General features: G+C 74.3%; 25 protein-coding genes. 11 read left to right on the forward strand and 14 right to left on the reverse strand.

The genetic code is table 11. The features are described 5' to 3' along the window. Nucleotides 1-111 precede the first annotated feature (111 nt). Complete coding sequence (locus ACZ4SV_RS10825) at nucleotides 112-978, forward strand: universal stress protein (RefSeq protein WP_468003247.1); 867 nt, start codon at nucleotides 112-114, stop codon at nucleotides 976-978. Nucleotide 979: 1 nt separating this feature from the next. On the opposite strand, the gene ACZ4SV_RS10830 is transcribed toward ACZ4SV_RS10825, so the two are convergent. The 3 genes from ACZ4SV_RS10830 to ACZ4SV_RS10840 form a co-directional block, all read right to left on the reverse strand. Beyond that, nucleotides 980-2,215: a DUF4032 domain-containing protein gene (locus ACZ4SV_RS10830; protein WP_365881569.1), complete on the reverse strand. Its 1,236-nt coding sequence runs from the start codon at nucleotides 2,213-2,215 to the stop codon at nucleotides 980-982. Nucleotides 2,216-2,246: 31 nt separating this feature from the next. Continuing rightward, the gene (locus ACZ4SV_RS10835) at nucleotides 2,247-2,993 is read right to left on the reverse strand and encodes an MBL fold metallo-hydrolase (protein ID WP_397947433.1); all 747 of its coding nucleotides are present in this window, start codon (nucleotides 2,991-2,993) and stop codon (nucleotides 2,247-2,249) included. 81 nt (nucleotides 2,994-3,074) lie between these two features. Continuing rightward, nucleotides 3,075-3,704, reverse strand: a complete 630-nt coding sequence (locus ACZ4SV_RS10840) for an alpha-ketoglutarate-dependent dioxygenase AlkB (protein WP_365881573.1) — start codon at nucleotides 3,702-3,704, stop codon at nucleotides 3,075-3,077. Between the two features lie 159 nt (nucleotides 3,705-3,863). Between ACZ4SV_RS10840 and ACZ4SV_RS10845 the strand changes: the two genes are divergently transcribed. Both ACZ4SV_RS10845 and ACZ4SV_RS10850 read left to right on the forward strand, forming a co-directional pair. Further along, the gene (locus tag ACZ4SV_RS10845) at nucleotides 3,864-4,484 is read left to right on the forward strand and encodes a TetR/AcrR family transcriptional regulator (RefSeq protein ID WP_365881575.1); all 621 of its coding nucleotides are present in this window, start codon (nucleotides 3,864-3,866) and stop codon (nucleotides 4,482-4,484) included. Between the two features lie 49 nt (nucleotides 4,485-4,533). Continuing rightward, the gene (locus ACZ4SV_RS10850; protein ID WP_468003251.1) at nucleotides 4,534-6,207 is read left to right on the forward strand and encodes an FAD-binding dehydrogenase; all 1,674 of its coding nucleotides are present in this window, start codon (nucleotides 4,534-4,536) and stop codon (nucleotides 6,205-6,207) included. 3 nt (nucleotides 6,208-6,210) lie between these two features. Here the strand turns inward: ACZ4SV_RS10850 and ACZ4SV_RS10855 are convergent, their stop codons facing one another. Next, nucleotides 6,211-6,561 carry a DUF488 domain-containing protein gene (locus tag ACZ4SV_RS10855; RefSeq protein ID WP_365881580.1) on the reverse strand — a complete coding sequence of 117 codons (351 nt, stop codon included), beginning with the start codon at nucleotides 6,559-6,561 and terminating at the stop codon, nucleotides 6,211-6,213. Nucleotides 6,562-6,753: 192 nt separating this feature from the next. Between ACZ4SV_RS10855 and ACZ4SV_RS10860 the strand changes: the two genes are divergently transcribed. From ACZ4SV_RS10860 to ACZ4SV_RS10870, 3 genes are all read left to right on the forward strand, one after another. Beyond that, the gene (locus ACZ4SV_RS10860; protein WP_468003253.1) at nucleotides 6,754-8,208 is read left to right on the forward strand and encodes a M1 family metallopeptidase; all 1,455 of its coding nucleotides are present in this window, start codon (nucleotides 6,754-6,756) and stop codon (nucleotides 8,206-8,208) included. Further along, nucleotides 8,205-8,933, forward strand: coding sequence for a L,D-transpeptidase family protein (locus ACZ4SV_RS10865; protein WP_468003255.1), 729 nt, complete (start codon nucleotides 8,205-8,207; stop codon nucleotides 8,931-8,933). Before ACZ4SV_RS10860 ends, ACZ4SV_RS10865 begins: the two co-directional genes overlap by 4 nt. A gap of 275 nt (nucleotides 8,934-9,208) precedes the next feature. Beyond that, the gene (locus ACZ4SV_RS10870; RefSeq protein ID WP_365884406.1) at nucleotides 9,209-9,658 is read left to right on the forward strand and encodes a DUF6098 family protein; all 450 of its coding nucleotides are present in this window, start codon (nucleotides 9,209-9,211) and stop codon (nucleotides 9,656-9,658) included. 56 nt (nucleotides 9,659-9,714) lie between these two features. Here the strand turns inward: ACZ4SV_RS10870 and ACZ4SV_RS10875 are convergent, their stop codons facing one another. Both ACZ4SV_RS10875 and ACZ4SV_RS10880 read right to left on the reverse strand, forming a co-directional pair. Continuing rightward, on the reverse strand, nucleotides 9,715-9,966 hold the full coding sequence (locus ACZ4SV_RS10875; protein WP_397937589.1) for a WhiB family transcriptional regulator: 252 nt from the start codon (nucleotides 9,964-9,966) through the stop codon (nucleotides 9,715-9,717). 273 nt (nucleotides 9,967-10,239) lie between these two features. Next, complete coding sequence (locus ACZ4SV_RS10880) at nucleotides 10,240-11,124, reverse strand: LysR family transcriptional regulator ArgP (RefSeq protein WP_468003258.1); 885 nt, start codon at nucleotides 11,122-11,124, stop codon at nucleotides 10,240-10,242. A 69-nt stretch (nucleotides 11,125-11,193) separates the two neighbouring features. Here ACZ4SV_RS10880 and ACZ4SV_RS10885 point away from each other — a divergent pair, with 69 nt between their 5' ends. Then, a complete protein-coding gene (locus tag ACZ4SV_RS10885) occupies nucleotides 11,194-11,808 on the forward strand; it encodes a LysE/ArgO family amino acid transporter (RefSeq protein ID WP_468003260.1) in 615 nt (204 codons plus the stop codon). Nucleotides 11,809-11,893: 85 nt separating this feature from the next. Continuing rightward, on the forward strand, nucleotides 11,894-13,192 hold the full coding sequence (locus ACZ4SV_RS10890) for an MFS transporter (protein WP_398217337.1): 1,299 nt from the start codon (nucleotides 11,894-11,896) through the stop codon (nucleotides 13,190-13,192). 25 nt (nucleotides 13,193-13,217) lie between these two features. Here the strand turns inward: ACZ4SV_RS10890 and ACZ4SV_RS10895 are convergent, their stop codons facing one another. Beyond that, nucleotides 13,218-13,676, reverse strand: coding sequence for a cyclic nucleotide-binding domain-containing protein (locus ACZ4SV_RS10895; RefSeq protein WP_365883676.1), 459 nt, complete (start codon nucleotides 13,674-13,676; stop codon nucleotides 13,218-13,220). A gap of 286 nt (nucleotides 13,677-13,962) precedes the next feature. Further along, nucleotides 13,963-14,205, reverse strand: a complete 243-nt coding sequence (locus tag ACZ4SV_RS10900; RefSeq protein WP_468003263.1) for a hypothetical protein — start codon at nucleotides 14,203-14,205, stop codon at nucleotides 13,963-13,965. Between the two features lie 124 nt (nucleotides 14,206-14,329). Here ACZ4SV_RS10900 and ACZ4SV_RS10905 point away from each other — a divergent pair, with 124 nt between their 5' ends. Further along, the gene (locus ACZ4SV_RS10905; RefSeq protein ID WP_365884332.1) at nucleotides 14,330-14,755 is read left to right on the forward strand and encodes an ATP-binding protein; all 426 of its coding nucleotides are present in this window, start codon (nucleotides 14,330-14,332) and stop codon (nucleotides 14,753-14,755) included. Between the two features lie 229 nt (nucleotides 14,756-14,984). After that, nucleotides 14,985-15,839: an RNA polymerase sigma factor SigF gene (locus ACZ4SV_RS10910; RefSeq protein WP_468003265.1), complete on the forward strand. Its 855-nt coding sequence runs from the start codon at nucleotides 14,985-14,987 to the stop codon at nucleotides 15,837-15,839. 153 nt (nucleotides 15,840-15,992) lie between these two features. Here the strand turns inward: ACZ4SV_RS10910 and ACZ4SV_RS10915 are convergent, their stop codons facing one another. The 5 genes from ACZ4SV_RS10915 to ACZ4SV_RS10935 form a co-directional block, all read right to left on the reverse strand. Then, nucleotides 15,993-18,215: an FUSC family protein gene (locus ACZ4SV_RS10915; RefSeq protein ID WP_468003267.1), complete on the reverse strand. Its 2,223-nt coding sequence runs from the start codon at nucleotides 18,213-18,215 to the stop codon at nucleotides 15,993-15,995. Nucleotides 18,216-18,314: 99 nt separating this feature from the next. Next, complete coding sequence (locus tag ACZ4SV_RS10920; protein ID WP_397937602.1) at nucleotides 18,315-18,521, reverse strand: DUF4287 domain-containing protein; 207 nt, start codon at nucleotides 18,519-18,521, stop codon at nucleotides 18,315-18,317. 93 nt (nucleotides 18,522-18,614) lie between these two features. Next, nucleotides 18,615-19,991 carry an NAD(P)/FAD-dependent oxidoreductase gene (locus ACZ4SV_RS10925; RefSeq protein ID WP_468003269.1) on the reverse strand — a complete coding sequence of 459 codons (1,377 nt, stop codon included), beginning with the start codon at nucleotides 19,989-19,991 and terminating at the stop codon, nucleotides 18,615-18,617. Nucleotides 19,992-20,180: 189 nt separating this feature from the next. Further along, nucleotides 20,181-20,615, reverse strand: coding sequence for an ATP-binding protein (locus ACZ4SV_RS10930; protein WP_365880658.1), 435 nt, complete (start codon nucleotides 20,613-20,615; stop codon nucleotides 20,181-20,183). A gap of 158 nt (nucleotides 20,616-20,773) precedes the next feature. Continuing rightward, on the reverse strand, nucleotides 20,774-22,663 hold the full coding sequence (locus tag ACZ4SV_RS10935) for an AMP-dependent synthetase/ligase (RefSeq protein WP_468003271.1): 1,890 nt from the start codon (nucleotides 22,661-22,663) through the stop codon (nucleotides 20,774-20,776). 148 nt (nucleotides 22,664-22,811) lie between these two features. Between ACZ4SV_RS10935 and ACZ4SV_RS10940 the strand changes: the two genes are divergently transcribed. Beyond that, entirely contained in the window at nucleotides 22,812-23,027 is a 216-nt protein-coding gene (locus tag ACZ4SV_RS10940) for a DUF6480 family protein (protein WP_468003273.1), read from the forward strand. Between the two features lie 18 nt (nucleotides 23,028-23,045). On the opposite strand, the gene ACZ4SV_RS10945 is transcribed toward ACZ4SV_RS10940, so the two are convergent. Continuing rightward, the gene (locus tag ACZ4SV_RS10945) at nucleotides 23,046-24,134 is read right to left on the reverse strand and encodes a glutamate--cysteine ligase 2 (RefSeq protein ID WP_468003275.1); all 1,089 of its coding nucleotides are present in this window, start codon (nucleotides 24,132-24,134) and stop codon (nucleotides 23,046-23,048) included. Nucleotides 24,135-24,218 lie beyond the last annotated feature (84 nt).

Consider the following 24,218-nt stretch of genomic DNA (forward strand, 5'->3'; position numbering starts at 1 on the left):
GGGTCGGTATCCGTTCCGCATGCCCGGCCGGGAGATGATCGTCCCGGTGCGCGGCGGTGCCCGATCGCGGGCACCGGTACCGCGAGGACGCGACGACGAGGAGGCCCAGGGATGACACGCCCGATCACGGCAGGGGTGGACGGCACCGAGGAGAGTCTGGCCGCGCTGGACTGGGCGGCCCGGGAGGCCGTACGGCGCGGTCTGCCGCTGCGCGTGGTGCACGCCTGGCGGTACGCCGAGGCGCTCGCCGCCGCAGGCCGGGACACCCAGCGCGAGTGGGTGGCGCAGGGCATGACGGACACCGCGCGCACGGTGACGGAGCGGTATCCGGGACTGCCGGTGACCACCAACGTGCTGGAGGCCGGGGCCGCGGACGCGCTGGCGGACGCGGCGGCCGAAGCCGAACTGCTGGTCCTCGGCTCGCGCGGGCACGGGCCGGTGGTCGGCTTCCTGCTCGGCTCGGTCGGCCAGCAGGTGATCGCGGAGGCGTCCCGGCCGGTCGTCCTGGTCCGGGCCGGCGACGACGCCACCGCGGAGGCGGCCGGCCGGGACGTGGTGGTCGGCCAGCACGGCGGCCCCGAGGACAGCGAGGCGGCGCTGCGGTTCGCGTTCGAGACGGCGGCGGCCCGCGGCGCCGCCGTCCGCGCCGTACGGGCCTGGACCCTGCCGCCGGTCTTCGCCTACAGCCCCGGCTCGCTGAAGCTGCTCGACGACGCGGGCGGCCTCGAACCGTACGAGAAGCAGGCGCTGGCCGAGGCCCTCCGGCCCTGGCGGGAGCGGTTCCCCCAGGTGCCCGTCGCCGAGCACGTCGAGATGGGCAGCGCGGGCCAGGTGCTGCTGTCGCTGGCCGGCCGGGCCCAGCTCATGGTCGTCGGGCGCCGGGCGCGGCGTACGGCGGTCGGCGCGCGGATCGGCTCGGTGGCGCACGGGGTGCTGCACCACGCCGGCTGCCCGGTGGCCGTGGTCCCGCACGCGTGAGCTACTCCGGGCCGGCCTCCGCCAGCGGGGCGCGGGCCCGGGGCAGGACGTTGTCGGTGTAGTCCTTGACGGCGGTGTCGATGCCGATGTCGTGCTGGGCCCGCTCGGACAGGTACCAGCGGTGTTCGAGCAACTGGTGGTAGATCTCGGCCGGGTCCATGGAGCCGCGCAGCTCCGGCGGCACCGCGCGGACGGTGGGCCGGAAGACGTCCCGCACCCAGCGGTGGGCCAGCACTTCCGGCCGCGCGGCCAGCGGGTCGCCCGGGGCGTAGTCGTCCTGGGTGGCCATCCAGCTCTCCAGGTCCGTCAGCAGCCGCCGCGCCTGGTTCTCCTCCGCGTCCAGGCCGGTCAGCCGCAGCAGTTGGCGCTGGTGGTGGCCGGCGTCCACGACCTTCGGCACGAAGGTGACCGTGTCGCCGTTGGAGGAGTGCTCGATCTGCATCTCGGCCACGTCGAAACCGAGGTCGTTCAGCCGCCGGATCCGGCGCTCGATGTAGTGGTACTTGCCCGCCGGGTACACCGAGGTGCGGGTCAGCTCCTGCCACAGGCCCTGGTACCGGGTGCAGATCTCGTGACCGAACTCCACCGGGTCCACGGACGGGTGCAGGGCGCCGGACGCCTCCAGGTCCAGCAGTTCGCCGCTGATGTTGACGCGGGCCAGCTCCAGGTCGTAGTCCCGCTGCCCCGGGCTGAGCCGCGGGTGCAGATCGCCGGTCTCGGCGTCCACCAGATAGGCCGCGAAGGCGCCCGCGTCCCGCCGGAACAGGGTGTTGGACAGCGAGCAGTCGCCCCAGGCGAACCCGGCCAGGTGGAGCCGGACCAGCAGCACGGCGAGGGCGTCCATCAGCCGGTGCATGGTCGCCGGACGCATCGTGGTCTCGAACATCGAGCGGTACGGCATCGAGCCGCGCAGATGCCGGGTCACGAGCACCGGCTCCAGCGGGGCGCCCGAGGGGTCGGTGCGGCCGGTGACCACGGCGAGCGGGTCGACGGCCGGGATGCCGAGCCGGTCGAGGTCGCGCAGCAGCTCGTACTCGCGCAGCGCGGGCCGCTCGGCCAGCTCCTTGACGGCGATCACCTCGTCGCCCGCGTGCGCGTAGCGCACCACGTGCCGGGAGATGCCGCGGGGGAGCGGCACGAGGTACTCCTCGGGCCACTCCTCCAGCGGGGTGTGCCAGGGCAGGGCGAGCAGGAGGGCGGGGTGCTCCGGGTTCGTGGCGCTGATCTGCAAGGCCATGACACGAACCCTAAGGCCCCGCGCGGGTGTTCTACGACGCCCGGTCCCGGGCCAGCTCGGCCGCCGCCCGCACCGGGCCCCGGTGCGCCGGACCGTGGCCCGGCAGCAGCAGGTCGCCGTCGAGCGCGCCGATCAGCTCCAGGGAGGCCACCACGCCGGCGCGGTCGTGGTGGAAGAAGCCGGGCAGGATCTGCGGGCCTTTGATCCGGGAGATCGCGTGCCCGCTGACCAGCGCGTCCCCGGAGACGACGATGCCCGCCTCCGGCAGGTGGTAGACGCAGTGGCCGTCGGTGTGGCCGGGCGTGTGCACGGGCACCGGACGGCCGGGCAGGTCCAGCGGGCCGTCGGCCGGGAACGGCGCGGGCGCGGTGACGGGGTTGTGGTCGATGCCGCCGGCCTTGATCACATGGGCGGCCCAGGGCAGGACACCGGGCCGCCAGGCGTTGCGCACGACGTCCTTGACGGTGGCCTGCTGGAGGAAGTCCCGCCGGGCGTGCGGCACTTCCGCCGGATGCAGGTACACCGGCGTGCCGTGGGCGACGCGCAGGTACTCGGCGGAGCCCAGGTGGTCGTTGTGCGCGTGGGTGATCAGGACGGCGGCGACCGCCTCCGGGGAACCGCCCACCTGCGTGAGGGACTCCAGCAGCCCCGGGCGGTCTCCGGGATAGCCGGTGTCCACCAGGGTGAGGGCGTCCCCGTCCTTGAGGATCACCCAGTTGACGTGGTTGCCGTGCACCAGGAAGGTGCCGTCGGCTACTTGCCGTACCTCTGCCCGCATGATCTCCCCGAGCCCTGTGCGACGTCCGTGGAGGGCCAGCCAATCAGATCGGCGTCCCGTCCGGGGGGCGCGGGCGGCCGGTCACCGCACGCCGTGCGGCCGGAACTGGACGCTGATGCGCGGGCCCGCGGCCCGGCCGGTCTTGGGGACGCAGTGCTCCCAGGTGCGCTGGCAGGAACCGCCCATCACGATGAGGTCGCCGTGGCCGAGCGGCCGGCGCACCGTGGCGCCGCCCGTGCCGGCCGGGCGCAGCAGCAGGTCCCGGGGCTCGCCGACGGAGAGGATCGCGACCATGGTGTCCTCGCGGGCGCCCCGCCCGATGCGGTCGCCGTGCCAGGCCACGCTGTCCCGGCCGTCGCGGTAGAAGCACAGCCCGGCGGTGGTGAACGGCTCGCCCAGCTCCTCGGCGTAGTGCCGGGACAGGGCGGCGCGGGCCTCGTCCAGCACCGGGTGGGGCAGCGGATCGGCCGCGCCGTAGTGGGCCAGCAGCCGGGGCACGTCGACCACGTTGTCGTACATCTTCCGGCGCTCCGCCCGCCAGGGCACGTCGGCGGCGAGCCGTTCGAAGAGCGTGTCGGCGCCGTGCAGCCAGCCCGGCAGGACGTCGATCCAGGCGCCCGTGCCCAGCTCGGTCCGGCGCAGCCCGTCGAGCGGGCCGAGCCGCAGCTCGTCGGTCTGGTCGAACAGGGAGCCCTGGAGGTGCGTGGACATGAGTCCAGCGTACTCCTTAATCGAATGTGCGTTCCATTTGATCTCCGTGTCGCGCGGGCCCGCCCGGATGCCGGTCTGCGTTGCGTCCGGAGTCTTTCGCTACACCGGTGTATTGGATACGCTCGCGTATCGAACGAGGGGGCGGTGCCGATGGAACCGGTGGAACAGACACCACGGCGCGTCACCCGGCGCCGGGTCCGCACCCGGGCCCGGCTGCTCGACGCCGCGTTCACCGTGTTCGCGGCGAAGGGCTTCGGCCGGGTCACCATCGAGGAGGTCTGCGAGGCGGCCGGGTTCAGCCGCGGCGCCTTCTACTCCAACTTCGCCACCCTGGACGAGCTGTTCTTCGCCCTGTACCGGGACCGTGCCGGGCTCCTCGCGGCCCAGGTGGCCGACGCGCTCGCCCAGGACGGTCCCGGCCTGGACGTGCCCGCCGCCGTGGACCGGGTCACCGAGGTGCTGCTGCTCGACGTGGACTGGCTGCTGGTGAAGACCGACTTCCTGGTGCACGCCGCCCGTGACCCCGTCGTCGCCCGGGCCCTGCTCGACCACCGCGCCCGGCTCCGCGAGGCCATCGCCGACCGGCTCTCCCGGGCCGGCGGCCACACCGCGCTGCCCGCCGTGCTCGGCGACGCGGACGGCGCGGCGCGCGCCGTGGTCGCCGCGTACGACGGCGTCACCACCCAACTGCTGCTGGACCGGGACACCGAGGCCGCCCGGGCCTGGCTGGGACAGTTGCTCACCGCGCTGCTGACGGACGGCGGCCGCGGTCCCGCCTAGCCCGGCGGCGGACCACCAGCACGAACACCGTCAGGGAAGGACATGCACCATGGACGCGGACGTCATCGTCGTCGGAGCGGGCCTCGCCGGGCTCGTCGCCGCCCATGAACTCACCAGCCGGGGCCGCCGGGTGGCCCTGGTCGACCAGGAGAACGCCGCCAACCTCGGCGGGCAGGCGTACTGGTCCTTCGGCGGCCTCTTCCTGGTCGACTCGCCCGAGCAGCGCCGCCTCGGCGTCAAGGACTCCTTCGACCTCGCCTGGTCCGACTGGCGGGGCAGCGCGCAGTTCGACCGGCTCGCCGACGAGGACGCCTGGGCGGTGCGCTGGGCCCGCGCCTACGTCGAGTTCGCGGCCGGCGAGAAGCGGTCCTGGCTCCGGGGACACGGCATCGACCTGCTGCCCACCGTCGGCTGGGCCGAACGCGGCGACCTGCGCGCGGACGGCCACGGCAACTCCGTGCCCCGCTTCCACATCGCCTGGGGCACCGGCACCGGCGTGGTCGAACCCTTCGTCCGGTACGCCCGGCAGGCCGCCCGGGACGGACTGCTGACCTTCCACCACCGCCACCGGGTCGACGCACTCCTCGTCGACGGCGGCACGGCCCGCGGCGTGCGCGGCACGGTCCTCGCCCCGGACGACTCCCCGCGCGGCGTCGCCTCCGGCCGCGACCGCGCCGGCGACTTCGAACTGACCGCGCAGGCCGTCGTCGTGACCACCGGCGGCATCGGCGCCGACCACGACATCGTCCGCCGCCACTGGCCCGAGCGGCTCGGCACCCCGCCCGCCGCGATGGTCACCGGCGTGCCCGCCTACGTCGACGGCCGCATGCTCGACATCAGCGCAGCGGCCGGCGTCCGGCTCGTGAACCGCGACCGCATGTGGCACTACACCGAGGGCCTGCGCAACTGGGACCCGGTCTGGCCCGGCCACGGCATCCGCGTCCTGCCCGGCCCGTCCTCCATCTGGCTCGACGCCCTCGGCCGCCGCCTGCCCGACCCCTGCCTGCCCGGCTACGACACCCTCGGCACCCTCCGGTACCTGCGCACCACCCCGGACATCGCCGGGTACGACCACTCCTGGTTCGTCCTCACCCGGAAGATCATCGAGAAGGAGTTCGCGCTCTCCGGCTCCGAACAGAACCCGGACATCACCGCCCGGGACCGCAAGGCCGTCCTGCGCGACCGACTGCTCGGCAAGGGCGCCCCGGCACCCGTGCGGGCCTTCCTCGACCAGGGCGAGGACTTCGTCACCGCGGACAGCCTGGAACGCCTGGTGGAGAAGATGAACGGCCTGACCGGCGAGCCGCTGCTGGACGCGGCCCGGGTACGCCGTCAGATCGAGGCCCGCGACCTCCAGCTCGCCAACCCCTACAGCAAGGACGCCCAGATCCAGGGCATCCGCAACGCCCGCCGCTACCTCGGCGACCGGCTCGGCCGGGTCGCCGCCCCGCACCGACTCCTCGACCCGGCCGCCGGCCCGCTCATCGGCGTCCGGCTGCACGTGCTGACCCGCAAGACCCTCGGCGGCATCCAGACCGACCTGGACTCCCGGGCCCTCGGCGCCGACGGCACCCCGGTCGAGGGCTTGTACGCGGCGGGCGAGGTGGCCGGCTTCGGCGGCGGCGGCGTCCACGGCTACAACGCCCTGGAAGGCACCTTCCTCGGCGGCTGCCTGTTCTCCGGCCGGGCGGCGGGCCGGCACGCGGCCGCGCACACGGGCTGAACCTCAGTCGCGCAACAGCTCGGCCAGCACCCGCGCGTGGCTCTCCGCCGGCCGCTTCGACGCCGTCAGCAGTGTCACCTGCCCCGCGCGGGCCGCCGTGCGCAGCCTGTCCAGCAGGCCGGCGGCCTCCGGCGCGTCCAGCTCCGCCTCGTACCGGCGCCGGAACTCCTCGTAGGAGCCCTCGCCCGCGTGGTACCACTTGCGCAGCTCGGCCGACGGGGTCAGCCCCTTGGGCCACTCGTCCACATGGACCTCGTCCTTGGCGAGGCCGCGCGGCCAGAGCCGGTCCACCAGCACGCGCAGACCGTCGTCGGGCTCGGGCGGGTCGTAGATCCGGCGCACGCGCACGCTCACGGACACGGTTCCTTCCGGGTCGGGGACGGTCGTTGGAGCGTACTGCGCCGCGCGCCGCCGACCGGGCGGCGACGCGGCCCGGCTCGGCCGGAAGGACGCGGCAGGACTTGACCGGAAGAAGGGGGAAGCCCGGCCGCCGGCCCGCCTACGCTGACGGCCAGTCGATCACCGGCCGCTTCCCGAGGAGCGCATGTGAGGCCCACGCGCAGACCACCCGCCCGCCGCCGTACCGCCGTCCTCGCCACCGTCCCCGTCGCCGTGGCCGCGCTCCTCGGCGCCACCGCGCCCGCCGCCCCGTGCGGCCCCGGCGCGCCGGGCGCGGGCGACCCGTACTTCCCGCTCAGCGGCAACGGCGGCTACGACGTGCGCCATTACGACCTGACCCTCCGCTACGAGCCCGCCTCCCGGCGCCTGGACGGCACCGCCGTCCTCACCGCCCGCGCCACCCGGCGGCTCACCCGCTTCGACCTCGACCTGACCGGCCTGAAGGTCACCCGGCTGACGGTCGACGGCGCGGCCGCCCGCTTCACCCGGGACGGACAGGAACTCGTCGTCACCCCCTCGCGCGCCCCCGCGCGGGACCGGCTGTTCCGGGTCGCCGTCACCTACCACGGCACCCCGAAGCCGGTCACCGACCCCGACGGCTCGGCGGACGGCTGGATCCCCACCGACGACGGCGCCTTCGTCGCGGGCGAACCACAGGGCGCGATGACCTGGTTCCCGGCCAACGGCCACCCCCGGGACAAGGCGTCGTACGACTTCACGATCACCGTGCCGCGGGGCCTCACCGCCGTCGCCAACGGCGTCCCGCTGGGACGGCGCACCGCCCACGGGCACACCGCCTTCCGCTGGCGCGAGACCCGGCCCATGGCCGCCTACCTGGCCACCGCCACCATCGGCGACTTCCAGGTGGAGCGGTACACCACCCGCGACGGCGTCCGGGTGTACAACGCCGTCGACCCCCGCGAGGCCCGCGCCGCCGCGCCCGTGCTGAAGAAGCTGCCGTCCGTGCTGGAGTGGGAGAGCCGGCTGTTCGGGCCCTACCCGTTCCGGGCCGCCGGCTCGATCGTCGACCACGCCCCGGAAGCCGGCTACGCCCTGGAGACCCAGACCCGGCCGCTCTACGACTCCGCGCCCGACCTCGCCACCCTCGTCCACGAGAGCGCCCACCAGTGGTTCGGCGACTCCGTCTCCCTGACCGCCTGGAAGGACATCTGGCTCAACGAGGGCTTCGCCACCTACGCCGAGTGGCTCTACAGCGAGCAGCACGGCGGCCCCAGCGCCCAGCGGACCTTCGACAGCCTCTACGCCCGCCCGGCGGGTGACGCACTGTGGGCCTATCCGCCCGGCGACCCGGGCGGCCCCGGGCACCTCTTCGGCACCCCCGTCTACGCCCGCGGCGCCATGGCCCTGCACGCGCTGCGGCGGGCCGTCGGCGACCCGGCGTTCTTCCGCGTCCTGCGCGCCTGGACGGCCGGACACCGCGACGGACACGGTACGACCGCCCAGTTCGCCAGGCTTGCCGAACAGAAGTCGGGGAAGCAGCTCAACGGGCTGTTCCGCACCTGGCTGTTCACGCCGGGCAAGCCGGACAGCACCGCCAACCCGCCCCTCTCCCCACGGCCTTCGGCCAGAGTCGACCCATGATCCCACGCAGAACCGCCGTAGCACTCCTCGCCTCCCCGCTGCTGCTCACCGGCTGCGGCGGCGCCGAGGCGACCGAGACCCGGGCGCCGGCCCGCCGGCCGGCGCCCGCCGCCCCCGGGCCGTCCACGGACCCGGCCCGGCGCCGCATACCCGGGCTCGGTCCCGAGCGTTCCGCGCGCATACCCGGGCGCTGCGCGCAGGCCGTCGTCGTCACCGGGCGCGGCGCGGACTCCCCGCTGTGCACGGTCGTCCTGCACCGGCGCACCGCCGTGGGCTGGCAGGCGGGCCCGGCCTGGCCCGGCCACAACGCGCTGCGCGGCTGGAGCGCCCACCACACGGCCGGCGACCTGCGTTCCCCGCTCGGCGTCTACACCCTCTCCGACGCCGGCGGCCTGCTCCCGGACCCCGGCAGCCGGCTGCCGTACCACCACTCCCGCGGCTTCCGCTCGCCCGGCACCGGCTTCGAGGGCGAGCCCCTGGAGGGCTCCTTCGACTACGTCGTCGCCGTCGACTACAACCGTGAGCCCGGCACCTCGCCGCTGGACTGGAGCCGGCCGCTCGGCCCGGAGCGCGGCGGGGGAGTGTGGCTGCACGTCGACCACGGCGGCCCCACCCACGGCTGCGTCAGCATCGCCCGGACCCACATGAAGCAGTTGCTGCGCGCCCTGGACCCGGCCCGGCACCCGGTCGTCGTCATGGGGCCCGCCGACTGGCTCGCTCGCTGAACCGGTCGCGGGGCCGCAGGCCGCCGGTCGCGGCCGATGAGAGCAGTGCGCCGCCCGTCGCGGGCGACGAGAGCGGGTCGCGGTCCGTGCGCCACCGGTCGCCTGCGGTGAGAGTCGTTCGCGGTCCGTGCGCCGCCGGTCGCGGGCGGTGAGGGCACTCCGGCCGGGCCGGTGACCTGGGACGCGATCCGAAACAGGGCGGAGGGCCTGCATCCGGTTTCCGGCGCGCGCCGGGGGTACTCCGGTCGCGCACGCGCACCACAGGGAGGTCGGCCATGAGCACACCGGAAGACCTGCCGGTCGTGTCCACCCTCACCGAAGCGGCCCGCCTGGCGGAACGGCACCAGGGTCTGTACGTCCGCTGGTCCCGCGGGCCCGGCGCCGACCTGCACACCTCCTCCAGCACCGACGAGCTGACCGGCGTCGCCCTGCCCGGACTGTCCGCGAACCCGCTCGACGTGGCGGAGTGGTGGGGCGACCGGTCGGTGGAGCTGTGGGTGGCCCGCCGCCTCTACGACTACGCCCACCTGCCGCACGAGAAGGGCCCCGGCGTGCGCCCCTGGGTGCTGCGCGGCCGGGAGACGGGCCGGGGCCCCGACAACGAGCCCCTCGTGGCCGACGTCGAGCCGCTGTGCTGGATCGCCGAGGACGTCATCGAGGCGGCCAGGGAGCAGGTGACCCGGCAGGAGCGGGACTGGGGCACCCTGCGCCGCAAGAGCGGCTGAGCCCCGGCGGGGGGCTCCCGCCGGGGCTCAGCCGCTCTTGCACCGGGTCCCCCCGGTCAGCCCGAGCGCTGCCGGGAGCGGGCCCGGCGCCGCAGGGCCTGGCGCTCCAGCTCGGTCGTCCCGCCCCAGACACCGATGATCTGGCCGCTGTCGAGCGCCCACCCCAGGCACTGCTCCCGGACCGGGCAGCGTCCGCACACCGCCTTCGCCTGCTGGGTCTGCACCTGCGCCGGCCCGGTGGTCCCGATCGGGAAGAACAGGTCGGGATCCTCGGTGCGGCACTCGGCATGGTCACGCCAGTTGTCCATCGGATGTCTCCTGGATCGGATCGGTGGAAGTCGTCCGTGCCCTGTCGCACGCGCTCCGTATGCGGTCTCACGGATTCGGGTGACCTCTCGCGCCGACGTGAAACGGCACAACCGGCGGCGGATCGGGCACCGGTCGCCGCCGGGGCACCCCGGGCAGCGGCCCGTCCAGCGGCCGTAGGCGGTCAACAAGCAGGTCAGCGGGGGGTGCAGGGCGTCCGGCGGCCCGACCGGGCGCTGCCGACGGGGAGTTCGGAAAGGACTCCCGAAATGGAGTCAGCGGCGCAGTGCCCGGGCCGCGGTCGCGGTCACCGCGTCGGCCAGGGCCGCGAGGGCGGGCGAATCCAGCTTCCACTGCTGCCAGTAGAGCGTGACGTCCATGACCTCGCCGGGGGCGAACACGGCCAGCCGGCCCCGCTCCAGCAGCGGTCCGGCCTGCGCCTGCGGGACCATGCCCCAGCCGAGCCCCGCCGCGACCGCCGCCACGAACCCCTCCGAGGTGGGCACCTGGTGCCGGAGCGGTCCGGCCGAGGCGAGGCCGAGACGGCGCGCGAAGCCGTCCTGGAAGTCGTCCTTGCGGTCGAAGACCACGACGGGTGCCCGGGGCAGCGCCTCCGCCAGGGGCCGGCCGTCCAGCCGGGCGGCGATGAACTCCGGCGCGGCGACCGGCAGATACCGCATCCGGCCGAGCGGGCGGACCGTGCAACCGGGCACCGGGTCGGGCGAGGAGGTCACCGCCGCCATCACCAGGCCCTCGCGCAACAGTGCCGCCGTGTGGTCCTGGTCCTCCCGGTGCAGTTCGAAGCAGAGGCCGGGAACCCGGGTCAGGGCCGGCAGGAACCAGGTCGCCAGCGAGTCCGCGTTCACCGCGACCGACACCCGCGTCGGCTCCCCGCTGCCGTCCAGCCCCAGCTCGCCCCAGGCGTCCCGCTCCAGCCGGGCGAGCTGCCGGGCGAACCGCACCAGCACCGTGCCGGACTCCGTGGGCCGGACCGGTCTGGTGCGCTTCAGCAGGACCCGGCCGGTGCGCTGCTCCAGGGCCCTGATCCGCTGGCTGACCGCCGACGGCGTCACGTGCAGTGCGGCGGCCGCCGCGTCGAAGGTGCCCTCGTCCACCACGGCCAGCAGGGTGCGCACCTGCTCCGCCGGAAGGTCGCTCATCACATCTCCTAATGGTACGTAAAAATCTTTAGCTGTACTTGTGCGAGGCGTTTCCCTAGCGTCGACGGCATGCACTCCGCTCTGACCGCCGCTGCCGCCGGATTCGGCACCGGCCTCTCCCTGATCGTGGCCATCGGCGCCCAGAACGCTTTCGTCCTGCGGCAGGGGGTGCGCCGGGACGCCGTCCTCGCCGTGGTCGGCATCTGCGCCCTGTCCGACGCGCTCCTCATCGCACTCGGCGTCGGCGGGGTGGGCGCGGTGGTGGCGGCCTGGCCGGGCACGGTCCGGGCGGTCGGGATCGTCGGCGGTGTCTTCCTGCTCTGCTACGGCGCCCTGGCCGCCCGCCGGGTCCTCAGGCCGGGCCCAGGGCTGCGCACGGAGGGCGAGGCGGCCGGCTCGCGCCGCCGGGCGGTGCTCACCTGTCTGGCGATGACCTGGCTGAACCCGCACGTCTACCTGGACACCGTGTTCCTGCTGGGCTCGCTGGCGGCGGACCGGGGCCCGCTGCGCTGGACCTTCGGGCTCGGCGCCGCGCTCGCCAGCCTGTGCTGGTTCGCCGCCCTCGGCTTCGGCGCCCGGCTGCTCGGCCGGCACCTGGCCCGGCCGGGCGCCTGGCGGGTGCTGGACGGCCTGGTCGCCGCCACCATGCTGGTCCTGGGCGTGAGCCTGCTCGTCGGGTCCTGATCCGGCCCGTTCGGCCGGAACCGGGTCTTGCTGAGATAGTCGGGCTCCCGAAACCGAAAAGATGTAACGAGCAACCAGGACATCCGTGAACACGAGCGAGAGCAGCAGCACCGGGACCGACAGCGGCGCGCCGGCGGCCGGGGAGCCGCCCCGGCGCGGCTGGCGGCGCTGGGCGATGGACACCCGTCCGCTGCGCATCCCCGCCTATCGGCGGCTGTGGTCGTCGACCATCGTCACGGCGGTCGGCAGCCAGCTCACCGCCGTCGCCGTACCCAAGCAGATCTACGACATCACCCACTCCTCGGCCTGGGTCGGCTACGCGAGCCTGGCCGGACTGGTGCCCATGGTCGCCTTCGCGCTGTGGGGCGGGGCGGTCGCCGACACCGTGGACCGGCGCAAGCTGCTGCTGGTCACCAACTGCGGCATCGCGGTGACCTCGCTGCTGTTCTGGGCGCACGCCGTCTCCGGTCTGGACTCGGTCGCCGTGCTCATGGTCCTGCTCGCGCTGCAACAGGCGTTCTTCGGGCTCAACGCGCCCGCCCGCAGCGCCTCCATAGCCCGGCTGGTCCCGGCCGGGCAACTGCCGGCCGCGGGCGCGCTCGGCTCGACGGTGATGCAGGTCGGCCTGGTGGCCGGCCCGATGCTCGCCGGCGCGCTGATCCCGGTGGTCGGGCTCCCGGAGCTGTATCTGATCGACGCGCTGGCGCTGTGCGCGACCGTCTGGGCCGTCTTCCGGCTGCCCGCCCTGCCGCCGCTCGGCGAGGTGGCCCGCCGGGCCGGGGTGCGGGAGATAGCGGCCGGTTTCCGGTACATCTCCCTGCACAAGGTGCTGCTGCTGTCCTTCCTCGCCGACATCGTCGCCATGGTGTTCGGCATGCCCCGCGCCCTGTTCCCGCAACTGGCCGCCGAGACGTACGGCTCCTACGGCGAGGGCCTCGCGCTCGGTGTGCTGTTCGCCGGCGTCCCCGTCGGCGCGGTGCTCGGCGGCCTGTTCTCGGGTGCCTTCTCCCGGGCCCGCCGGCACGGCTGGATGGTCATCGGCGCGGTCGTCGCCTGGGGCGTGGCCATCGCCGGCTCCGGGCTGAGCGGGAACCTGTGGGTCGCCGTGGGCTTCCTCGCCGCGGCCGGGGTCGCCGACATGGTGTCGATGGTGTTCCGCGGCGCCATCCTGCTGTCGGCCGCGACCGACGAGATGCGCGGCCGGATGCAGGGCGTGTTCACGGTGGTCGTCGCGGGCGGGCCACGGCTGGCCGACGTCCTGCACGGCACCATGGGCGCCGCGTTCGGCCCGCGCGCCGCGGTCGCGGGCGGCGGCGCCCTGGTCGTCGTGTCGATGCTGGCCCTGGCCGCCGCGTTCCCGGCGCTGCGCCGCTACCGGATCTGACCCCGGCGACAGGTCCTGACAGGTCCTAGAGCGGGCCGCTGCGCCGGCGCATCGTGTACTGCTCCATCAGCTTCCCGCGGGTCGTCTCCAGCCGGTGGGCGAGGATCTCGGCCACCGTGCGCACCACCGAGAGCCCGAGCAGCGGATCCTCCACGCACAGCGCGAGGACCGACGGCCCGTCGAACTCGTAGGCCCGCACGTTGCTGAAGGCCACCGCCCCGAAGTCCCACTCGTACGGCGGGAACAGCCAGGACCAGCCGAGCAGGTCGCCCGCGCCGAGCGTGGCCACCGTCACCCGCTGCCGGGAGGTGACCTGCTGGTCCAGGTGGACCGCGCCCGAGCGGATCACCCAGAAGCGGTCGGCCGTGCCGCCCGGTTCGAAGATGCGGGTGTCCTCCGGGAAGGAGACCTCCTTGGCCACCTCCATGAGGCGTTCGCGCTGAGCCTGGGGGAGCGCGGTGAGCAGTTTGATGGCTTTGGTCATGGCGCGGGGCTCCTCGCCGGCGGCGGTTGACGGTCCTGCTGGTGTGCTTGAGCCCATTTCATCCGCTGCCGCCGCACCGGGCACCTCGAAGGAGGCGGTCCGGCGGCGGGGCGGCACCCGGCGCGCCGCCTTCCGGGCAGAAAAAAGCCCTGGCTGGACGGGGGAGGCCAGCCAGGGCCGTACGCGGTGACACGAGGAGCGGGGAAGGACGGTTCCGCGCCGCTCCGCGCATCACTATGAATGAACGATAAACCATCTGCTGTACCCGGGGGCACCCCCAAATGGGTCAAGTGACCTGTTTCACTCCGTCGTCCCGTGCCGGACCGCCGCCCGGCCGGACGATCTCCTCCAGCACTCCCGCCACCGCCTCCAGTGCCCGTGCCCGGTCCGCCGCCTCCCGCGCGCCCTCCGGGTCGGTCGCCGCCAGCGCGCCGGCCCGCTCCCGCCAGGACCGCTCCTGCTCGCTCGCGTACTCCCGCCCGCGCCGGATCCGCCGCAACAACTCGTCCGCGTCCACCACATCCGTCATGGCACGCGGGTACCCGCTCCGGCCCGGGTGATGACCGCCACACCGAGGGTGTTTGACACCGCCGCCGGGGGTGAGTCGAAAAGGAGGGAACAGGGCAACTCGGGCACCGCCCAAGGAGGAAGACATGCACGACAAGCACCGGACCGGTCCCTCCGTGACGCTGCCGGGCCCCCGCCGCAGGGTGCCGGGCCGGCCGGCCGAGGCACGCAGGACCGTCGAGCGCGTGATCACCGAACGGTGCCGCGCCCGCGCCCTGCCGTGCCCGGCCCAGACCATGGCGGACGCCCTGCTGGTCACCTCGGAACTCACCACCAACGCCCTGCGCCACGGCGGCGGCATCACCGGCTTCGACGTGGACGTCGACTCCGACGGCGTCCGGGTCTCGGTCAGCGACCGCAGCGACGCGCTCCCCGTGGCCGCCGGCCGGCGCGACCGCACCCTGCCCGGCGGCCGTGGCTGGCCCCTCGTATGCCGTCTGGCCAGGGACGTCCGGGTGGCGGAGCTGCCCCGCGGCGGCAAGCGCATCACGGCCGTCGTACCGCTGCGCTGAAGCGGTGCGGGAAGTTCCGTTCATCGCGTTTGCCCGTGTGGGCGGGGGGCAGACGGAGTCTCGTGCTTCGGACCGGAGGCGCGCGCCCAGCGGGGAGAGTACCGCTGCCTGGGCCCCTCCCGGCGGGCTCGGCGGCTCACCCGCGGCAACCCTGACACCACTGTTCGGGCCTGAACCCGGAACCGCTGTTCCGGCCGTGCCCTGAAACCACGTTCAGGAGCGATTCCGCATGCTGACCGACATGTCGACAAGCCGTCACGGCACCCCCACCGCCCCCACCACCGGGGCGCCCGGCCGCCGGAACCATGACGACGCCCCCGACACCGCGGAGCTGTTCGCCCGGCTGGCGGAACTGGACGACGGCCCCGAGCGGGACGCCGTACGCGACCGGCTCGTCACCGCCTGGCTGCCCATGGCCCACCGGATCGCCGGCCGGTTCCGCGACCGCGGCGAGTCCGTCGAGGACCTGCGCCAGGTGGCCGCGCTGGGCCTGGTGAAGGCCATCGACCGGTTCGACCCGTCCCGCGGCGCCTTCGAGAGCTACGCCGTCCCGACGATCACCGGAGAGGTCAAGCGGCACTTCCGCGACCGGATGTGGGCCCTGCGGGTGCCGCGCCGGGTGCAGGAACTGCGCAACCGCGTCCGGGTCGCCCGGCGGGAACTCACCCAGAACCCCGGCAGCCCCGAACCCACCGTCGCCGACATCGCCGCCCACACCGGGCTCACCGAGGACGAGGTCACGGCCGGCATGGAGGCGCTGGAGAGCTTCAGCACCCTCTCGCTGGACGCCGAGCTGTCCGCCGGCGACGACGGCTACAGCCTCGCCGACACCCTCGGCGAGGCGGACACCTCCTACGACGTCGTGGTCGACCGCGAGGCCGCCAAGGAGGGACTGCGCCGGCTGCCCGAGCGCGAGCGGGCCATCCTCTACATGCGCTTCTTCGAGGACATGACCCAGAGCCGCATCGCCGACCGGCTCGGCATCTCCCAGATGCACGTCTCCCGGCTGATCAGCCGGAGCTGCGCCCGCGTCCGCGACGAGGCCCTCGGCGCCCGCCGGCCCGGCACCGCCGACCCGCGGTGAAGAGCACGGCCGGGCGGCGCACGCCCCCGGCCCGCCGGCCGCCGGTGGCCCTCACCGGCGGCCCTCCCTCATGCCGGCCGGCGAGAAAGCTGCACTCGCCGGCGAGGAACCTACGCCGGCCGGCGCTACACCTGTCCCGGCCGGCGACGCAGCTCACCGGCCCGGCCGTGCCGGGCCGCCGGCCACACCGAGCGGACGCGCCAGGCCGGAGACCGCCTCGTCCAGCCGTTGCAGATGGCGCAGCACCCGGTCGGTCACCCGGCCGTAGCGCGGCGTGCGCAGGGTCCCCGGCTCCAGCATCGACGCGATGCTGGAGCCGCTCTCGATCTCCGTGGCGGCCCGCGGGTCCGCGACCCGCGCCGCGATCGCCTCGATGTTGTGCACGATCCGCCCGCACGCCCCGCGCAGCCGCGGGTCCGCCGCGATCGACGGATGCGTCGGCAGCAGCTCGGCCGTGGCCGCGAGCGAGCGCGCGTGGTACGCGCAGGTCTCCAGCAGCGCCACCACGTAGCGGGCTGTGTTCCGACGCGACCGCAGCGGCGTGATCGGATGGGTCAGCGGCTGGCTGGCCGCCCGCAGATCGGCCAGCGCCTGGTCCAGCTCGCGCGCCAGCTCCACCAGATCACCGCCCGCCCCGCCGCTCAGCTGGTCGACGGCGCCCCGCGTGACCTCGGCCAGCCGCTCCAGGACCGCCACCAGGAGCTCGTTGGTACGGCGGTCGGTGTGCACCGGCAGCACGATCGCCGCCGCGAACACCCCGCAGGCCGCGCCCAGCGCCGTCTCCTCCACCCGCAGCACCAGCACCGCCATGCTGTAGGTGTTCAGCAGCGTGTACAGCAGCCCCAGCATCGCCGTCACGAAGAACGACATCAGCGTGTACGACAGCGGCGCGGTGTAGAACATCGCGAAGATGAACAGCAGCACCAGCGCGAACGCCGTCCAGGTGTGGTGCCCGACCAGCCCGGCGAGCCCGATGCCGGCCACCACACCGAGCACCGTGCCCAGCAGCCGCCGGTAGCCCTTCACCAGGATCTCGCCCGTGGACGCGGTGTTGAGGAACACGATCCAGCAGGTCAGCACCGCCCAGTACCAGCGCTGGCTGGACAGCAGCTCACCGCCGGCGATGGCCAGCGAAGAGCCGACGGCCACCTGGACCGCGGCCCGGGTGGTGGGCCGTTGCAGACCGGCCGGTTCCGCCGCCGGCGGCTCGCTCTCCTCGCTGACCTCGATCGCGGCGTCCTCCGCGTCCAGTTCCTCGCGGGAGCGCGCGGTCGCCGGGCTGTCGTCGGAGTCGTCCTGCGGCCCCTCCAGGGCGAGCCGCAGACCCAGCGAGGCGCGGGCGGCCTCGCCGAGACCCCGGAAGACGTCCTGCACGGCCGGGGACGCCTGGGGCAGATTCTCCTCCTCGCGGTAGCCGAGCAGCCGGTTGCGGACCTGGGCGAGCGCGGTGCCCGACACCTCGCCGGCCGGCCGCAGCATCAGCAGCCGCAGCGCCCGCAGGTCCCGGCGCAGCGCCGCCGACGCCTCGTCCCGCACCGGCGGTTCGACCCCGGTGGGCACCGGGGCGCCCGGCAGGTGCAGGGTGAGGGTGTCGGTCCGCTCGGCGCTGCGCGCGGTGAGCAGCAGCAGACCGAGCCGCTCGGCCGCGATCTCGGCGTCCGCGACACGGCGCTGGAGCAGCCGGGCCCCCGCCGCGTCCGAGGTGCCGTCCTCCAGCCGGCCCTGGATCATCAGCGCCGTCTCGTGCAGCCGCGCGGTCCGGGTGCGCAGCTCCTCCAGCACCTTCTCCATCTCCTCGGGCCCGGCGTCCAGCAGCTCGGCCTGGCTGGCCAGCAACTGGGCGAGCCGGGCGCGGAAGGCCCGCCGCAGCCGGTCCAGGGTGCCCGCGGCGGTCTGCGGCAGCAGCGCGAACCGGGCGGCCGCGCTGCTCGCGAACGCCACGCCGAGCACGCCGTACAGCGCGGGCAGCGTGGCCGCCGTCGCGCCGACGAACAGGGAGAGGAAGTAGATCTGGAACCCGATCAGGCCCAGCGCCGTGCCCCGGTCGCCGAACCGGCGGCCGTAGACGGCGCAGAAGATCAGGACGACGAAGAACAGGTCCCCGACGACCACCCGCTGGTTGAGCAGCGCGCCCAGCGACACCGAGGCCAGCGCCACGGGCAGGCCGAGCGCGAGCGTGACCGCCTGCGGGCCGCGCTGCTTCTCCCGGATGGCGAAGGTGGCGACCATCGCCGCCATGGCCCCGGCGACGAGCTGGGGCACCGGGACGCGCAGCACGGCGAGCACGGCCAGTGCGAGGGCGATGGCGGTGACCGTGCGTAGCCCCGCGGTCAGCCGCAGCAGTCCGGGATCCGACGCCGCGAGCAGGTCCCACATCCGTGCCCGTCCCGACCGTGCCACTGCCCTCACGCCGCCGCGCTCTCTCCCGTATCGGAATTCGATCTTCGACCCAGCATCGCACGCGGGGCCGTGCTGTCAGTCCTCGGCCAGGGTGGCGGCGACCAGGGCGTTGGCGTGTCCGTGGCCGAGGCCGTGCTCGGACTTCAGCCAGCCGACCAGCTCCATGTGCCGCGTCAGCGGCGAGGAGCGGATCAGCTCCTGCCACTCGGCGACCGGCCGGCCGTACTTCTCCTCGATCGACGGGAAATAGCTCGCCGGGCCCTTCACGGTCCGCTCCGCCATGGTGGTGTTCCTTTCGGTGACGTGTTCCGGTCACCAGAGAAGACCGCCGGTCGGTGCGGAAATGACCGGCGGCCCTCTGTGATCCCTGTCACCTCACGGCTGTACGGCCGGTGTGCCCTCCACCCGGGCCCGCACCTGCTCCGGCGTCAGATAGGCGTCCGTGAACTCGAAGTCCTTCAGCCGGGCGGGCTTGCGGGCCTGGAAGCCGGTGCGGACGAAGTCGTCGCCCGCGACCGCGTTCAGCAGCCAGTTGGTCATCACCCGGGCCTTGGCGACGTTGGTGCGCAGCGCCGACCAGTGGTAGCCGCGGGCCACCGCCTGCGCGGGCACCCCGCGCAGCTCGACACCGAGCGGCTTGGACACCGCGTCCTTGCCGCCGAGGTCGACGACCAGCCCCAGGTCCTTGTGCACGTACGGCCGCATCGGTTGGCCGCGCAGCGTGGCGATGACGTTGTCGGCGACCACCTTGCCCTGCCGCATGGCGTGCTGGGCGGTGGGCGGGCAGACCGCGCCCTCCTGCTCCTTCGCCAGGTCGGGCACGGCCGCCGAGTCACCGAGCGCGAACACCCCGTCCTCGCCCGGCAGGCACATCTGCGCCGTCACGGCCAGCCGGCCCTTGACGGTCTCCGCGCCGAGTGTGCCGATCAACGGACTGGCGACCACCCCGGCCGTCCAGATCAGCGTGTGCGTCGGCACCACCCGGCCGTCGGTGAAGGTGACCTCCTCGGGGCCGGCCTTGTCGATCGACACCCCGAGCGAGACCTCGATACCGCGCCGCTTGAGGATCTCCTGCGCGCTGCGGCCCAGTTTGTCGCCCAGCTCCGGCATCAGCTTGGGCGCGATGTCGATCAGGTGCCACTTGATCAGGCCCGGGTCCAGACGCGGGTAGCGTCGCACGGCCGCGTGCGTCAGCCGTTGCAGACAGGCCGCGGTCTCCGTGCCCGCGTAACCGCCGCCGACCACCACGAACTGCAGCCGCGCCGCCCGCTCGGCCGGGTCGTCGCTGGCGTCCGCCAGGTCCAGCTGCGAGATGACGTGGTCGCGCACGTAGGCGGCCTCGGCGAGGGTCTTCATCCCGAAGGCGTGCTCGGTCAGGCCCGGGATGTCGAAGGTCCGGGTCACGCTGCCCGGCGCCAGCACGATGTAGTCGTACGGCTCGTCGACGATCCGGTCGGTGATGGTGCGCACGACGCACACCTTGGACTTCAGGTCCACGCCGATCGCACCGCCGGGGATGATCCGGGTGCGGTACTTGCTGCTGCGGCGCAGCGACACGGCGATCGACTGCGGCGTGAGCACGCCGGAGGCGACCTGCGGCAGCAGGGGCAGGTAGAGCTGGTAGGAGTTCGGCGTCACCAAGGTGACGTCGGCCTCGTCCGGGGCGAGATTGCGCTCCAGGCGGCGGACGCAACTGACTCCGGCGAAGCCTGCGCCAACCACCAGGATCCTGGGTCGTGTCACGGTGTCCATCCCTTTCTGCGGCTCCAGGCGGTCCGACTCGACGCCGTTCGCATGCCCTGGATCGCCGAGCGCCGACTCCGATCCCACCGCGGCTTCGGCAGCCCCGCCAGCCGGGTGCGGCAGGCAGACGAACGTATGGGGACCCACGTGCCCCCACCGCCGGTGGAGTAACCCGGTTGGCGCCCGGCTACACACTCGTCACCAGGGCAGGAACGCGTGGATGTCCTTGCCGCCGTCGTGCACGACCACGCTGACCTGGCTGCACAGCGTGTGCACCAGGTGCCAGCCGATCCCGCCGCCGCCGGTGCGCGGGTGGAAGGGCCGCGGCTCCGGCCGGGCCTGGTTGGTGTCCCGCAGCGTCACGTGCACCCCGTCGAAGGTGCGGCGCATCCGCAGGTCGAAGGGGCCCGGCGCGTACTGGATCGCGTTCGCGGCCAGCTCGGTCACCACGAGCAGGATGTCGTCCCAGTACTCCTGCGCGCCCGGCGGTGCATCCCGGGCGAGCGCGCACAGGTACTGCTCCGCGGCGAGCCGCGCGCCCGTGACGTTGCGCAGTTCGCCGGGGAAGGAGAACGTACGCTCATACTTCTCCTCCGAAGGCGGTGTGTCGTCCCAACGCGGCTCCGTCGCCATCTCGCATTCCCCGGTCCGGGCCCGCCGGGCCCCACGGGCCCCGGCGACCAGGACGGTCGTCGTTGCTGATCTCTCGTGCGCTGCTGCGGGTTCCCCGGCAGGCGCGGACTATCCGTCCGCTCTGCCGGCGTCCCGTGGTCGTCGCCGGGCGCACCGGCTCACCGGAACACGTCGTCCGGCTCGTCCCACTCGGCGGGCTCCGGCGGAACCGCTCGCGACCGGGACCGGTACATCGCGTCGATCTCGGCGGCGTAGTGCCGCACGACGGCGTCCCGGCGCAGCTTCAGGGACGGCGTGAGCAGCTCGCCGGCCGGGGCGAACGGTTCCCGTACGACGCGGTAGACCCGGATGGACTCCGCCCTCGACACGGTGCTGTTGGCGCAGGCCACGGCCCGCGCGATCTCCTCCCGCAGCGCGTTCTCCTCCCGCGTCTCCCGGACCGGCAGAGCGCCCTGCACCGCCAGGGCGGCCCGCCAGTGCGCGAGGAACTCCGGGTCCAGGGTGATCAGGGCGCCGACGCAGGGCCGGTCGTCGCCGAGCACCACCGCCTGGTGGACCAGCGGGTGCATGCGCAGCCGCTGCTCCAGCGGGGCCGGCGCCACGCTCTTGCCTCCGCTGGTGACGATGATGTCCTTCTTGCGCCCGGTGATCGTCAGATAGCCCTCGGAGTCCAGCCGCCCGATGTCCCCGGTGGCCAGCCAGCCGTCGCGCAGCGCGGCCCGGGTCGCCGCCTCGTCCCCGGTGTAGCCCTGGAACACCGAGGGCCCGCGGACCAGGATCTCCCCGTCCCCGGCCACCCGGACGTCGGTGCCGGGCAGCGGCCGGCCCACGGTCCCGGACTTCTCCCGGCCGAGCGGCTGCATGGTGATCCCGCCGGACGTCTCGGTGAGTCCGTACGCGTCGTGCACGAACACCCCGATCCCCTCGAAGAACAGGCACAGTTCACGGCTCAGCGATGAACCCCCCGAGGCCCCGCGCACCACCCGGCCGCCCAGCGTCGCGCGCAGCCCGCGGTACACCGTCCGCTCGTACAGGGCGTGCTGGAGCCGCAGTTCCAGCCCGGGACCAGGCCCGGTGCCCAGCCGCCGGCGTTCCCCGGCCGCGGCGAACTCCCGCGCGGTGCGCGCGGCCCGCTCGAACAGGGCGCCCCGGCCCGCCTCCCGCGCGGTGCGCAGGAAGGTCTTGTGGAGCCGCTCGAACACCGACGGCACGCCGTACAGGTACGTCGGCCGGAACGTGGCCAGGGCCGAGGTCAGCGCCGCCTCGGTCAGCTCCGGCTCGTGCGCCATCAGCACCCCGCCGCGCACACAGGTCAGCATGATCATCAAGCCGTAGACGTGGGAGAACGGCAGGAAGGCCAGGACGGACGGCTGCCGGCCCGCGGGAGCGGCGGCGTGCCCCCAGCCGGCCAGCAGCGTGTCGCACGGGTAGGCCAGGCCGCGGTGGCTGAGCGCGCAGCCCATCGGCCGCCCCGAGGTCCCGGAGGTGTAGACGACGGCCGCCGTCGCGTCCGGCAGCACGATCCGGCGCAGCGACTCCACCGTGGTGTACGGCACCCGCGCGCCCCGGGCCACGAGATCGGCGAGGGCGCCCGCGTCCAGCTGCCAGACGTGCCGCAGCCGCGGCAGCCGGGCGCACACGGTGCCGACCGTCATGACGCCCTGCTCGTCCTCCACGATCACGGCCACACAGCCCGCGTCCCGCAGGATCCACTCGGCCTGGTCGCGCGCGGCGGCCGGATGGACGGGCACCAGCTCCGCGCCCACGGTCCACACCGCGTGCGCGAGCACCGTCCACTCGTAGCGCGTCCGGGCCATCAGGGCCACCCGGTGGCCGGGCGCGATCCCGGCGTCGATCAGGCCCCTGGCCAGGGCCACCACCTCGTCGCGCAGCCCGGCCGCCGTGACCTCCTCCCAGCCGGACCCGGCGGGCGCGCGGCGGGCCAGCACCGGCCGGGCCGGGCTCCGGTCCGCCGCGGCGAAGACGCTGTCGGCGAGACCGCCGGTGAGCGGCGGGGCGGCCGCGGGAGCGAGGGCGACGTTCCGCATGCGCTGCTCCTGGGTACGCGGGGTCACTGCGCCGAACGGCTCCGTTCCGGCGGTGCTCGAATGTAGCCCAGGCGGGCGAGCCGGGAGCGGGGAACGGAGAAGTCGTGATCGGCTGATGATCCGGGCGTCTGGTGGGGACTCGGCATGCATGAGCCATGTCGAACGCACCACGGGGCTGGAGCCCGGCGGCGGAGTCCCGCCGGGCGAGACCCCGCCCGCCGAGAGCAGCATGCCCGAGGCCGGGCCCCGCGAGACGCACAATCCGACGAAGGGCTGGGCGAAGGCGCCGCTGACGCTGATCCTCGGTCTGGTGATCCTGATCGCGGCGTTCTTCCTGGTGTACGCCCTGATCCTGATCTTCTGACCGGTGCCTGCGGGACGTTCAGGCCTGCGTGCGCCGCACGCACTCGGTGACGACGTCCCGCAGGCTGCCCGTGCGTTCGAACAGTCCGCGCTGCTCGCGCGCGCCGTTGCCGGTGCGCAGCAGCTCCGCCACGCCCTGCGCGGCCCGGTCGGCGTCGCCGCTGTCGGCGAGCGCGTCCCCGGTGTGCTCCAGCAGCGCGTCCAGCACCTGCCGGGCGGGCCGGGGCCGCAGCGTCACCGGGTCGACGAGGTCGCCCTCCAGGCCGAACCGGGCGGCCTGCCAGTCGGCCAGCCGGAGCAGGCTCACGCCGGTGTCGGGCACCGGCCGGCCGGCCCGCCACTCCCGGGCGGCGGTCTCCACCAGGGCGCGGACGAGCGTCGCGACGGTTGCGGCGGTGCGCGCGGACAGGCACACGTCCGACACCCGGATCTCCACGGTGGGATAGCGGGCGGACAGCCGCGCGTCGAAGTAGGCCATGGCCTCGTCCAGGATGACGCCCGTGGCCACCATGTCCGTCACCCGCCGGTGGTACCGCTCGGGGGTCCCGAACGGCTCGGCCGGCCCGGCCGAGGGCCAGCGGTTCCACACCCGGCTGCGGTAGCTGGCGTAGCCGGTGTCGCGGCCCTGCCAGAACGGCGAGTTCGCGGTGATCGCGCGCAGCACCGGCAGCCAGGGGCGCAGCCGGTCGAGTACGGCGACGCCCTCCTCGTCGGACTCCACCGACACGTGCACATGGCAGCCGCAGACGAGCTGGTCCCAGGTGGGCACCCCGTACCGCTCGGCCAGCCACCGGTAGCGGTCGTTCACGCTCAGCGACGGGCTGACCGGCAGCGGCGAGCTGGCCAGCGCGGCGACCGAGCAGCCGATCTGCCCGGCGTGCCGGGCCGCCTCCTTGCGGCAGCGGACGATCTCCTCGCCGAGGTCCGCCATGTCCGACTGCGGATGCGTGGCGAACTCCAGCATCTGCCCGAACAGTTCCTTCTCGAAGACGTCCTGTCCGGGATCGTCCTGCTCGGCGCGGGCGAGCACGGCCGCCGCCAGCGCCTTCGGGTCGCCGCTGTCCGGATCGACCAGGAGGAGTTCCTCCTCCACTCCGACGGTGCGCACGTGGGCCGTCCTCCTCTGTCATGCCACAAGGGGCAGTCGGGGATCTGTACGACCCCGCCTGCCCCCCGGACGGCCCGCGACACC

This window comes from Streptomyces sp. NPDC027672 (assembly GCF_055566335.1).